This window comes from Streptomyces mutomycini (assembly GCF_001700505.1).
Classification (GTDB): Bacteria; Actinomycetota; Actinomycetes; order Streptomycetales; family Streptomycetaceae; genus Streptomyces; species Streptomyces mutomycini.
Genome location: NZ_MAPV01000037.1, coordinates 31495 through 43776 on the forward strand (window position 1 = coordinate 31495; position 12282 = coordinate 43776).

The 12282-nt window shown below is 71.3% G+C and carries 9 protein-coding genes; 5 read left to right on the top strand and 4 right to left on the bottom strand.

All coding sequences use genetic code 11. The annotated features are described in order from the left end of the window. The first annotated feature begins 30 nt into the window (after positions 1–30). Complete coding sequence (aspS, locus tag BFF76_RS05765) at positions 31–1848, top strand: aspartate--tRNA ligase (protein ID WP_031090560.1); 1818 nt, start codon at positions 31–33, stop codon at positions 1846–1848. A gap of 317 nt (positions 1849–2165) precedes the next feature. Then, positions 2166–2927: a lipoprotein gene (locus BFF76_RS05770; protein WP_031090562.1), complete on the top strand. Its 762-nt coding sequence runs from the start codon at positions 2166–2168 to the stop codon at positions 2925–2927. Positions 2928–3004: 77 nt separating this feature from the next. Here the strand turns inward: BFF76_RS05770 and metG are convergent, their stop codons facing one another. Both metG and BFF76_RS05780 read right to left on the bottom strand, forming a co-directional pair. Next, positions 3005–4618 (bottom strand): methionine--tRNA ligase, encoded by a 1614-nt coding sequence (gene metG, locus BFF76_RS05775; protein ID WP_053929524.1) that lies wholly within the window; start codon positions 4616–4618, stop codon positions 3005–3007. Between the two features lie 345 nt (positions 4619–4963). Then, positions 4964–6736, bottom strand: a complete 1773-nt coding sequence (locus BFF76_RS05780) for a VWA domain-containing protein (RefSeq protein WP_079122321.1) — start codon at positions 6734–6736, stop codon at positions 4964–4966. Positions 6737–7037: 301 nt separating this feature from the next. On the opposite strand from BFF76_RS05780, the gene BFF76_RS05785 reads away from it, so the two are divergent. Both BFF76_RS05785 and BFF76_RS05790 read left to right on the top strand, forming a co-directional pair. Beyond that, the gene (locus BFF76_RS05785) at positions 7038–9098 is read left to right on the top strand and encodes a PhoX family protein (RefSeq protein ID WP_031090569.1); all 2061 of its coding nucleotides are present in this window, start codon (positions 7038–7040) and stop codon (positions 9096–9098) included. A 244-nt stretch (positions 9099–9342) separates the two neighbouring features. Beyond that, a complete protein-coding gene (locus BFF76_RS05790) occupies positions 9343–9762 on the top strand; it encodes an RNA-binding S4 domain-containing protein (protein WP_031090571.1) in 420 nt (139 codons plus the stop codon). An 11-nt stretch (positions 9763–9773) separates the two neighbouring features. Here BFF76_RS05790 and BFF76_RS05795 read toward each other — a convergent pair whose 3' ends face one another. Both BFF76_RS05795 and BFF76_RS05800 read right to left on the bottom strand, forming a co-directional pair. Further along, complete coding sequence (locus BFF76_RS05795) at positions 9774–10715, bottom strand: NADP-dependent oxidoreductase (RefSeq protein WP_065847466.1); 942 nt, start codon at positions 10713–10715, stop codon at positions 9774–9776. Positions 10716–10802: 87 nt separating this feature from the next. Next, positions 10803–11684, bottom strand: a complete 882-nt coding sequence (locus BFF76_RS05800) for a hypothetical protein (RefSeq protein ID WP_053929644.1) — start codon at positions 11682–11684, stop codon at positions 10803–10805. A 127-nt stretch (positions 11685–11811) separates the two neighbouring features. Here BFF76_RS05800 and BFF76_RS05805 point away from each other — a divergent pair, with 127 nt between their 5' ends. Beyond that, a complete protein-coding gene (locus BFF76_RS05805) occupies positions 11812–12222 on the top strand; it encodes a hypothetical protein (RefSeq protein ID WP_031090577.1) in 411 nt (136 codons plus the stop codon). The last annotated feature ends 60 nt before the right edge of the window (positions 12223–12282 follow it).

The following is a 12282-nucleotide window of genomic DNA, read 5'->3' on the forward strand; positions in this document are numbered from 1 at the left end:
CCCCGAACCGCGAAGACTGGATGAACGACGATGCATCGGTACAGGTCCCACACCTGCGGCGAGCTCCGCGCCTCTGACGTCGGCTCCGACGTCCGGCTGAGCGGCTGGCTGCACAATCGCCGAGACCTGGGTGGCATCCTCTTCATCGATCTGCGCGACCACTACGGTCTGGTGCAGCTCGTCGCCCGCCCGGGCACCCCCGGCAACGACGCCCTGTCGAAGCTGACCAAGGAGACCGTCGTCCGGATCGACGGCAAGGTCTCCGCGCGCGGCGCCGACAACGTCAACCCGGAGCTCCCGACCGGTGAGATCGAGATCGAGGTCACCGAGGTCGAGGTGCTGGGCGAGGCCGCCCCGCTGCCCTTCACGATCAACGCCGAGGACGGGGTCAACGAGGAGCGGCGCCTGGAGTACCGCTTCCTCGACCTGCGCCGCGAGCGCATGCACCGCAACATCATGCTGCGCTCGTCCGTCATCGCCTCGATCCGCTCCAAGATGGTGGCCCTCGGCTTCAACGAGATGGCGACCCCGATCCTCGCCGCGACGTCCCCCGAGGGCGCCCGCGACTTCGTGGTCCCGTCCCGTCTGAACCCGGGCAAGTTCTACGCCCTTCCGCAGGCCCCGCAGCAGTTCAAGCAGCTGCTGATGATCTCCGGCTTCGACCGCTACTTCCAGATCGCGCCGTGCTTCCGCGACGAGGACGCACGCGCCGACCGGTCGCCCGGCGAGTTCTACCAGCTCGACGTCGAGATGTCGTTCGTCGAGCAGGAGGACGTCTTCCAGCCGATCGAGAAGCTCATGACCGAGCTCTTCGAGGAGTTCGGCAACGGCCGCCACGTGACCTCGCCGTTCCCGCGCATCCCCTTCCGTGAGTCGATGCTGAAGTACGGCAACGACAAGCCGGACCTGCGGGCCCAGCTGGAACTCGTCGACATCTCCGACATCTTCGCGGACTCGGAGTTCAAGGCCTTCGCCGGCAAGCACGTCCGCGCCCTTCCGGTACCGGACACCGCGGGCCAGTCCCGGAAGTTCTTCGACGGTCTCGGCGCGTACGCGGTCGAGCACGGCGCCAAGGGCCTCGCCTGGGTGCGCGTCGGCGAGGACGGCACCCTGGCGGGCCCGATCGCCAAGTTCCTCACCGAGACGGACATCAAGACCCTCACCGAGCGTCTCTCCCTCGTGCCCGGACACGCCGTCTTCTTCGGTGCGGGCGAGTTCGACGAGGTCTCCAAGATCATGTCCGTCGTCCGCGTCGAGGCCGCCAAGCGCGCCGGTCACTTCGAGGAGGGCGTCTTCCGCTTCTGCTGGATCGTCGACTTCCCGATGTACGAGAAGGACGAGGACACCGGCAGGATCGACTTCTCGCACAACCCGTTCTCCATGCCCCAGGGCGGCATGAAGGACCTGGAGGAGAAGGACCCGCTCGACATCCTGGCGTGGCAGTACGACATCGTCTGCAACGGCATCGAGCTGTCCTCCGGTGCCATCCGTAACCACGAGCCCGAGGTCATGCTGAAGGCCTTCGCGATCGCCGGTTACGAGGCGGAGACCGTCGAGAGGGAGTTCGCGGGCATGCTGCGCGCGTTCCGTCTCGGCGCCCCGCCGCACGGTGGCATCGCCCCGGGCGTCGACCGCATTGTGATGCTGCTCGCCGACGAGCCCAACATCCGCGAGACGATCGCCTTCCCGCTCAACGGCAACGCCCAGGACCTGATGATGGGTGCTCCGTCCGTGCTGGACGAGGCCCGGCTGCGCGAGCTGAACATCCAGCTCCGTAAGCCCGCCGCGCCGGCGAAGGACAAGGCCGAGGCCAAGGACTCGGTGGCGAGGGACACCGGCGCGAAGTAGGCGTCGGCGATTCCGCTCCGGTTCCACGTGAAACAGTCCCCGGCCACCGGCCGGGGACTGTTTCACGTTTCGGTGCTGCCGGTGGGGACCCGCACACAAGAAGGACCTGACCCGCCGCCGGGTGATCCTCGCCGGTGGAGCGGTCCACGGTTCCGGGCTCTCTTCCTGCGTACGGGTGGACCATGCGGGACTTTGCGGACCTCGGGTGCCCGGACCGGGTACATCCCGATGGCCCTCGGTTCCGGTTCGGCGCCGTCGGGCCCGGCACGGACTGGCACGGGAAGTGCTCGTCCGCCCTCACCGAGGAGTTCCGCACCGTGTCCGTCCCGCGTCGCCCGTACGTCATGCTCGTCGCCCTGTGCCTGCTGGTCATCGGCTGTTCCGCCGGGGCGGTGCAGACCTTCGACCCGTCTGGACCCCGCGATGCGGCCGGTCCCGGACCGGCAGCCGCGGAAGCCCGTTCCGTGGAGCCCCTCCGCCGCCCTGGGGAGATTCCGGATCTGGGTCCGCGGACCCGGGCGCAGATCCCCGCAGAGACCCGGCAGGTCGTCGTGGTGACCGGCCAGGGTCCGGATTCGAACCGATCCGCGGTGGTGCTCCACAACCTCGACGACCCCGCTCTCGGCTGGAGACCCGGGGCGGGCCCCTGGCCCGCCCACAACGGCAGGGAGGGCTGGACGGACCACCATCTCGCTGGCGACCTCCGGTCCCCCGTCGGGGTCTTCGGCCTCACCGACGCGGGCGGGCGGCTGCCGGACCCCGGCTCCCTGCTTCCGTACGACGAGCAGTCCCGTTTCGCGGTGAGTGGCGAGGGCTTCCTGGGGGAGCCGCTCGAAGGCTCCTTCGACTACGTCGTCGCCATCAACTACAACCGCACCCCCGGCACGAGTCCGCTGGACCGCACCCGGCCGCTCGGCGGGGAACGGGGCGGCGGCATCTGGGTCCACGTGGACCACGGTGGCCCCACCCAGGGCTGCGTCTCACTGACCGAGGACCGGATGCGAGAGCTCCTGCTCACCCTGGACCCCGCGAAGTACCCCGTGATCGTGATGGGGGACGCCGCGTCGCTGGCCCGGTGAGACGAGGAACGGCTCGTACGCAGGAGCCCGGGCCCCGATGTCTCCGGGGGCCCGGGCTCCTGCGGCGCGTATGCCGCTTACGCGGGCTTCTCCTCCAGACGCGGGAACAGCACCGCGCCCTTCGTCACCGTCGAGCCGACGGGCAGCCGGCCCCAGTCGCCCGCGTCCCCCACCCGCTGGTCGGCCAGGGCGCCGAGGGACGCCTCCGCGCCCAGGGACTCCCACAGCTTCTGCGAGGTGTCCGGCATCACGGCGTTCAGCAGGACCGCGACACCGCGCAGCGACTCGGCCGCCGTGTACAGGATGGTCGCCAGCCGGGCCTGGCCCTCCGGCGACTCGTCCTTGGCGACCTTCCACGGCTCCTGCTCCGTGATGTAGCCGTTGACCTGCTTCACGAAGTCGAAGACCGCCAGGATGCCGCCCTGGAAGTCCAGCTCCTCGCCGATCTTCAGGTCCGCCGCGGCGACGGCCCGCGCGAGGCCCTCCTGGACCGCCCGCTCGGCGTCACCGGATGCCGTGGCCTCCGGGAGCGCGCCGCCGAAGTACTTGCCGACCATGGCCGCGACGCGCGAGGCGAGGTTGCCGTAGTCGTTGGCGAGCTCCGAGGTGTAGCGGGCGCTGAAGTCCTCCCAGGAGAACGAGCCGTCGCTGCCGTACGCGATGGCCCGCAGGAAGTACCAGCGGTACGCGTCCACGCCGAAGTGCGAGGTCAGGTCCTGCGGCTTGATGCCCGTCAGGTTCGACTTGGACATCTTCTCGCCGCCGACCATCAGCCAGCCGTTGGCGACGACCTTGCCGGGGACCGGCAGGCCCTGCGCCATCAGCATCGCCGGCCAGATGACCGAGTGGAAGCGCAGGATGTCCTTGCCGATCAGGTGCACGTCCGCCGGGAAGGTGCCGTCGAACTTCTCCTGGTTGGCGCCGTAGCCGACCGCCGTCGCGTAGTTGAGCAGGGCGTCGATCCACACGTAGATGACGTGCTTCGGGTCCCACGGCACCGGGACGCCCCAGTCGAACGTGGAGCGGGAGATCGACAGGTCCTGCAGGCCCTGCTTGACGAAGTTCACGATCTCGTTGCGGGCGGACTCGGGCTGGATGAAGCCCGGGTTGGCCGCGTAGAACTCCATGAGCTTCGGGCCGTACTCGCTCAGCTTGAAGAAGTAGTTCTCCTCCTTGAGGAGCTCCACCGGCTTCTTGTGGATCGGGCACAGTTTCGTGCCGTCCTCGGACTCGATCAGGTCGCCGGGGAGTTTGTACTCCTCGCAGCCCACGCAGTACGGGCCTTCGTACCCGCCCTTGTAGATCTGGTCCTTGTCGAACAGGTCCTGCACGAACTCCTGCACACGGTCCGTGTGCCGCTTCTCCGTCGTACGGATGAAGTCGTCGTTCGCGATGTTCAGGTGCTCCCAGAGGGGCTTCCATGCCTCCTCGACGAGCTTGTCGCACCAGGCCTGGGGCGTGACGTCGTTCGCCTCGGCCGTGCGCATGATCTTCTGACCGTGCTCGTCCGTGCCGGTGAGGTACCACACCTTCTCGCCGCGCTGGCGGTGCCAGCGGGTGAGCACGTCGCCTGCGACGGTCGTATAGGCGTGGCCCAGGTGAGGAGCGTCGTTGACGTAGTAGATGGGGGTCGATACGTAGAAACTCTTCACGCCGTCGCCCCCTTGCTTCTCGGATCCAGTGGCCGCCATGGTCGAAATCCTAACGGTCCGTGGAAGATCCACTCACATCGATAAGGGGTACCCGGCCGCGGAGAGCTTCGTGAACCTCGACGACCCGTCGCCGGAGGACCTCGCACGGACCCGGCAGACGCTGCTGGACGACAACCGGCGCAGAGCGGGCGCACGGCGGGCGACCTGGCGCAGGTGGCCGCGGAGGAGGCCGCGCGGCCCCTGGCGGCGGTGGAGCGGTCGCCCTCGTCCCTCCCGCAGATCGCGGTCGCGGCCGATCCCTGCCTCGTCCTCCCACGGCGGTACGGCCACGGCGGTACCCGGCCCGGAGGGCGGGATCGCCGTGACCGTACGGCTGTCGGTGGATCAGTCCTCCGCGACGAACCCTCGGGCGGTGGCCCAGGCGGGGAGCGCGGCGAGTACCTTGCGGTAGAGCGTCGCGTCCGGCACCTCGCGCGGGGCTGGGCCCGCGTGGAAGAAGCCGGCGTTCTCGACGTCCAGCCTGCGCAGGAAGTCGAAGCCCTTCGCGTCCTCGTCGCCGAACGCGACGAACTGGAAGAACAGCGGCAGCCGTGCCGCGTCCGCCAGGGCCTGCTTGGCCGCCACCTTGGCGTCCGGGGCGCCGTCCGTCTGGAAGACCACAAGGGCCGGGCCCGTGGCGCCGGACTTCTCGTAGTGTGCGACGACCTCCTCGACGGCCCGGTGGTAGTTCGTACGGCCCAGGCGGCCGAGGCCCGCGTTCAGCTCGTCGATCCGGCCCTCGTGGGCGGTGAGGTCGATCGCCCCCGTGCCGTCGATGTCGGTCGAGAAGAAGACGACGGGCACGGTGGCGTCCGCGTCGAGGTGCGCGGCGAGCGCCAGGGTGCGGTCGCCCAGGTGCTGGGCGCTGCCGTCCTTGTAGAACGGCCGCATGGATCCGGACCGGTCGAGCACCAGATAGACGGTGGCCCGCAGCCCGGTCAGGCCGTGGGCCTTGAGCCCGGCCTGCGCGGCCTTGTACGGCTCGACGAGCCCGGGCGCCGCGGCCTTGACCCGGGCGAGGGAGACGGCGGGCTTGCCGCCGGCGCCGGCGGGTGCGGTCTCGGGTGCTGCCTCGGCCTCGGGGGCGGCCTCGGATGCGGCGGCGGGCTCGACCTCGACGGCCTCCGGCTCGGGCACGACGACCGGTTCGGCGACGGGCTCGGCGACGGCGGCAGGTTCGGGCGCGGCCACCGGCTCGGCGACGGCGGGCTCCGGCTCGGCCTCCTGCTCGGCCTTCGGCGCTGCGGGTTCGGGTGCGGCCTCGGGCTCGGGCTCGGCGACGGGCTCCTGCTCGGCCACCGGCGCTTCGGGCTCGGCGACGGCGGGCTCCGGCTCGGCCTCCTGCTCGGCCTTCGGCGCTGCGGGTTCGGGTGCGGCCTCGGGCTCGGCGACGGGCTCGACGGTGGCGACGGGCTCGGCGGCCGGTTCGTCGACGGCCTCGGTCTTCGGCTCGGTGGCCACCTCGGCAGCAGAAGTCGCGGCAGCAGGAGTCTCAGCAGCAGGCGCTTCGGCAGCGGCGGCCTCGGTAACGGGCGCTTCAGTAACTGCGGCCTCGGCAGCGGGCGCTTCAGCAGCGGGCGACTCGGCGGCGGAGGTGGAAGAAGGCTCCTCGACCGCAGGTGACGCCGCGACAGGCTCGGCCGCTTCGGCCACCGCCTCGGGCGCGACGTCGGATTCGGGAGCGGTCCCGGCCGCGGCCTCCGGCTCCGGATCCATGTCGATCGTGATCGGGGCCGCGGCAACCGGCGCGGGCTCGGCGTCCGTGGCGTCCGCAGCCGCCTCCGGGGCGGACCCCTGGGCCGGGACCCTCGGCGCGGGCGTGGCCGTCGACGTGGCCGCGGAGTTGGCTGCCGCCTTGTCGAACGCCGCCGCCACCAGGTCCGACGCCTTGCCGCTGTCGCTGTCGCTGTCGCTGTCGTGCTCGGCACCGGCTGACCGGTCCGAGGGGGAGGCCGGGGCCGGTACCGAGGCCTTCGCGGGCTCGGCCGCCGAAGTGGCGGTCTCCGGCTCCGTCTCCGTGGGCTGGGTGCGCTCGGCCTGGGGCGGGACGGTGGCCGTGGTCGGCTCGTCCTGCTCCGTCCGGCCGAACACCTTGCGCAGCAAGCTCCGAATGCCCATGGGCGAGGCCTTTCGCATGAGTTGATGAGGTGGGTGCGATAAACGTCCGTACTGCGGGAATTTGATCCCTGGCCAGGGCGGATACGTAAGGTTAGCGGCCGGATCCGGCCGTTCGGCGGCGCGGCCCGCCCCTGAGCCAACCGAGCTCCAACCGAGTCGTCACCGAGTCCTGGACGGGCGCCCGGACGGCCGGGAGGGCATCGGTGTCCCGGACTTCACCCTCTGTTCACCGGCAGTCCCACGTACGGCGCGGATACGCACCTACCGTCACGCATGACACACAGACGGAGGGACGAAAAACGTGCGCAATCTGCTGCCGCTCATCGGCTCGCACCCGGGCGGGCGCTCTGCGCTGACCTGCCGCTACCGCTGCGGGGACGCCTGCTTCCAGGAGATCCCCAACACCAGCGACAACGAGTACGCCGGCGACATCATCGCCGGTGCCCTGTCACGCCGGTCGATGATGCGCGCCGCAGCCGTGGTGACCGTGGCCGCCGCAGCGGGAACGGCCGCGCTCGCCGGTCCGGCGGCCACGGACGCCGAGGCCGCGCCGCTCGCGGGCCGTCCGGGCGGCAAGCCGAAGCCCACTCCTTCGGGGGCCCGGGGCCTGCGCTTCGCGGCGGTCGCGCCCAACAAGGACGACAAGGTCACGATCCCTGACGGCTACGGCCAGAACGTCGTGATCCGCTGGGGCGAACCGATTCTGCGCGGTGCTCCCGCCTTCGACCCGGACAAGCAGTCCGCGAAGGCGCAGTCGGGCCAGTTCGGTTACAACAACGACTTCCTCTCCCTTCTCCCGCTCCGCGGTGAGCGGGGCCGTCAGGTCATGGTCGCCAACCACGAGTACACGGACGAGATCCTGATGTTCCGTGGATACGATCCGGCCAGTCCCACCCGTGAGCAGGTCGAGATCGCCTGGGCCGCGCACGGACTCTCCGTGGTCGTCGTGCAGGAGGAGAACCGCACCGGCAGGCTCGCGCCGGTCAACCGCCACCCGCTGAACCGCCGTCTCACCGCGACCAGCGAATTCCAGGTCACCGGCCCGGCCGCGGGCAGCCCGTTGCTCCGTACCTCCGCCGACCGCACAGGCCGCAAGGTGCTCGGCACCCTGAACAACTGCGCGGGCGGCACCACCCCTTGGGGCACCACGCTGCACGGCGAGGAGAACTTCAACCAGTACTTCGCCAACGGCTCCAGCGACACCGACAAGCGGTACGGCATCGGCACGGCCGCGACCGAGCGCAAGTGGGAGCGGTTCGACAAGCGCTTCGACCTGGCGCAGGAGCCCAACGAGGCACACCGCTTCGGATGGGTCGTCGAGCTCGACCCGTACGACCCCGACTCCACGCCCCGCAAGCGGACCGCGCTCGGCCGGTTCAAGCACGAGGCCGCGCAGCCCCGGCTCACCGCCGACGGGCGTCCGGTGGTCTACATGGGCGACGACGAACGGTTCGACTACTTCTACAAGTTCGTCTCCAGCAAGCAGATGAGGAAGGGGAACTCGCGGGCGGCCAGGGAGCACAACCTCACGCTGCTGGACGAGGGAACCCTCTACGTCGCCAAGCTGACCGGCGACTCCCCGGCCGCGGAGTTCGACGGCACGGGCAAGCTCCCCTCGGACGGCGAGTTCGACGGCAGCGGCGTCTGGATCCCGCTCGCCACGGGCACCACCTCACACGTCCCGGGCATGACCGCCGAGGAGGTGTACGTCTTTACCCGGCTGGCCGGTGACAAGGTCGGCGCGACGAAGATGGACCGCCCCGAGGACGTCGAGCCCTCGCCGCGCACCGGCCGCGTCTATGTCGCCCTGACGAACAACACCGACCGCGGCAAGGCGGGCAAGGCCGGCGCGGACGAGGCCAACCCGCGCAATGCCAACAAGCACGGACAGATCCTGGAGCTCGCGGAGCACTGGGACGACCCTGCGGGTGACGGGTTCGCCTGGCGGCTCTTCCTCGTCGCGGGTGATCCGGAGGACCCGGCGACGTACTTCTCCGGTTTCCCCAAGGAGGGGGTCAGCCCCATCTCCTGTCCGGACAACGTGGCCTTCGACGACCACGGCAATCTGTGGATCTCCACGGACGGCAACCAGCTCGGCTCGCACGACGGACTGTTCGGCGTGGCGACTCAGGGCGAACGGCGGGGTGAGCTGCGGCAGTTCCTGACCGTGCCGACCGGTGCGGAGACCTGTGGCCCGGTGATCCAGGACCGGCGTGTCCTCGTCGCCGTGCAGCACCCGGGCGAGGTCGACGGCGCCTCCGTCGAGAAGCCGGCGAGTACCTGGCCGGACGGGCCGGGCCGGATCGTCCGCCCCTCGGTCGTCGCCGTCTGGCGCAAGGACGGCAGCGACATCGGCGTCTGAACCGGAAGCCCTCCTGCGTCCTGTGTCCGCTGTCCGCGCGGTGCGTGCCCGAGGGGCGTCCGATCGCGCGTCGCTCGGATGTGCCCCAGGGGGACCGCGGTGCGGCGCCGGCGTGACCGGCCGGTGTGCCTGATGGCGATCAGGCACACCGGCCGGTCCGTTCGCGCGGGCCGGCGGACGAGGCGTACGCCGGTCCCTCGGAAGACCGTCCGGTGCGGGTGCCGGGCGGTCTAGAGTCGTACCCATGGTTTCCGGTGAGGCGCCGCAGGCGGAGGGAAGCGTCCGGACCGACGCCTGGGTCTGGGCGGTCCGGCTGACGAAGACCCGGTCGGAGGCGGCTGCCGCCTGCCGGGCGGGACACGTGCGGGTCAACGGCGAGCGCGCGAAGCCCGCCCAGGCCCTGCGTACGGGCGACGAGGTGCGGCTGCGGCACGCGGGCCGGGACCGGATCGTGGTCGTCTCCAAGATCGTGAAGAAGCGGGTGGGCCCGCCGGTGGCGGCCGAGTGCTTCGTCGACAACAGCCCGCCCCCTCCGCCGCGCGATACGGCGGTCCAGATCCCGGTCCGCGACCGGGGCACGGGCCGCCCGACCAAGCGGGACCGCCGCGAGATGGAACGCCTCCAGGGCCCGCGGGCCCAGCCCGGCCAGGACGGCAGGACCTGAGGGCCTGTCCTTCAGACGGCGAAGACGGTCTTGCCGCGAGCCCCGCCGGCGCGGTTCTGGGCGAGCGCCTGCGGAGCCTTCTCCAGGGGGAGCTCCATGTCGATGGGCACGGCCAGCTCCCCACGTGCCACCGCCGAGGCGAGCTCGTCCAGCACTGCGGCGGTCGGGGCGAGCCGGAAGTCGGCCCAGGCGATGCCCGGAGGTGCCGCGACGCCCCTGGTGGTGACGGCGACGCCGCCTTCGCGCACCAGGGCGGCGTACGAGGCGAACGAGGCGGTGTCCGTCGAGACGAGGTCGACGAGCGCGTCGACGCCGCCCGGGTACAGGTCGCGCACCGCGGCTTCGAGCGCCTCGGGGCCGGAGGTCGTGTCGACGGTGGCGGTGGCGCCGAGTGCCTTCATCCGCCGCCCTTCGTCGCCCCGCACGGCGGCGACGACCGCTGTCCCGCGGGCCGCCGCAAGCTGGGTCAGGAAGCTGCCGACGCCGCCCGTAGCCCCGATGACCAGCAGGCTCAGCCCGCTGCGTACAGCCGTGCTCGTCAGGATCTGGGTGGCCGTCGCACCGGCCGAGGGGAGCGCCGCGGCGACCTGGAGCGGCACACCGGGAGGGACCAGGGCGATCGGGGAGTCCTGCGGTACGCACACGTACTCGCCGTACGCCCCGCACCGCCCGAGGGGAGGTGCGGTCACCCGGCCGAACACCGGGTCGCCGACCCGGAAGGTGTTGTCGCCACTGCCGATCATGTCCACCCGGCCCGCGAAATCCGTGCCCAGGACGAGTGGGAACACATGCGGGACGGCCTCACCCGGAGCTCCGTCCGCGGTCTGCCAGTCCAGCGGGTTGAGAGCCGCGTACTCGACCTTCACCCGTACCTCGCCAGCCCCGGGGCCGGGCTTCGGCACCTCGACGAGACAGGGCTCCGCACGGAACGCGCTGACGGCGATGGCTCGCATCGGCAGACCTCTCACTCGCCCCCTGCTCTCACGCATCCCACTCTCGCCCGGCACACCCGCCCGCGCACGTCGGATCCCAGGTACGGATCAGCCGTGGTGGGCGAGCCCGGCCGGGCTGCGCCGGGCCGCCAGGACCCGGCCCACCAGGCCGCCGACCACCAGGACCGCCCCCACGAGGAGCACGATCCACACCGTCGTCCGCAGGGAGGCGGTCAGCGCGTCGTAGACCGCGGCGGCCGCGTCCCGGTCGGTTCCGGGCACCTGGCCGAGGACCCGGGCGCGGCCTACGGCGACGGCGATCCGCAGCAGCGCCGCGCCGAGCACCAGCCCGGCGCCGGCCACGGCCGCGGTCGTCAGGCAGGCCCGCGTGCCACCGCGCAGAAGCACGAGAGCGAGCACGAGGACGAGCAGCACCACCGTCCCGGCCGCAGGCCGGACACCGAGGTACCGCAACCACCTGAACGAATGCCGCAGTTCGTCGGCGCGGTCGGCGGACAGCACGGTGATCGAGGTCTCCTGGACCGGGATCCGGTCGGCGAACGGCACCCCGTCGCTGACCAGCTCCCTCTTGACCTCCTCGATCACCGGCGCCAGATCGATGGTCACCGCCTGTCCGTCGTCCCCGTGCAGTGCGGCGGTCACCTCCCGGTGCGCCGCCCGGTTCGCGCTGTCCCAGGCGCGTCGGAAGGCGTCGGTCGTGGTGAACGACAGCGCGGTCTCCCGCAGGAACTGCCCGACGGTCTCCTGGAGCGGACCGACGTCGATGTTCTTCATCGCCTCGTCCGTGACCAGCGTGGCCACGGTGCTCTGTACATCCGCGTCGGAGGCCAGGGGGGATACGGCGGCGAGATAGCGGTCCGTGTCGTCGAGTTCGAGATCGACCCAGGCCGAGAGGGCGCTCACCGGGACCAGCACGGTGAGCAGGACGAGCAGTACCGCCGACAGAGCCGCTGAGAGATAGGTCCGCACGGACACCAGCCAATCCCGGGCGCCGTCCGGGCGCTCCGGGCCGTAGGCCGTTCGAGTTGCCGGGCGGCCCGGCCGGGTGTGCGCTGGAGGAACACGGGGACGGGGGCGACGGAAGGAGCTGTGCGCCATGGTCACACACGCAACGATGCCGACGCGCCGCCGTGCGCATGCGCGCACCCCTGCCCGGCGGGGGCACACCGCGCTGTCCTGGGCCATGCCCCTCGCTCTGGGCGTGATCGTCGGCTTCTGGGCCTTCTTCATCAAACGCGACGGCGCGGCGACCACCGGCGGTCAGATCTGGCTCGGTGTCGTCTCCGGGGTGGTCTTCGCCGCGCTCTGCTACGCCCTCGTGCGGATCAGGTGGTCCTTGCCCCGCGAACTGCGCGCCGGGGCGTTCGGCGCGCTGACCGGCGGCACGATCGGCTTCCTCTCCAGCCTGAACGGCAACAGCGTGCTGACGTCGTCCGTGCTCGGGCTGGTACTGGCCGCGGGGATGGCCGCCACGATGTTCTACGTGTACTACACCCGCGAGGGCTGACCCGGCGGTCCTTCGGGAACGAAGGGGTGCGGCCGCCGGGACACGTTCCGGCGGCCGCAC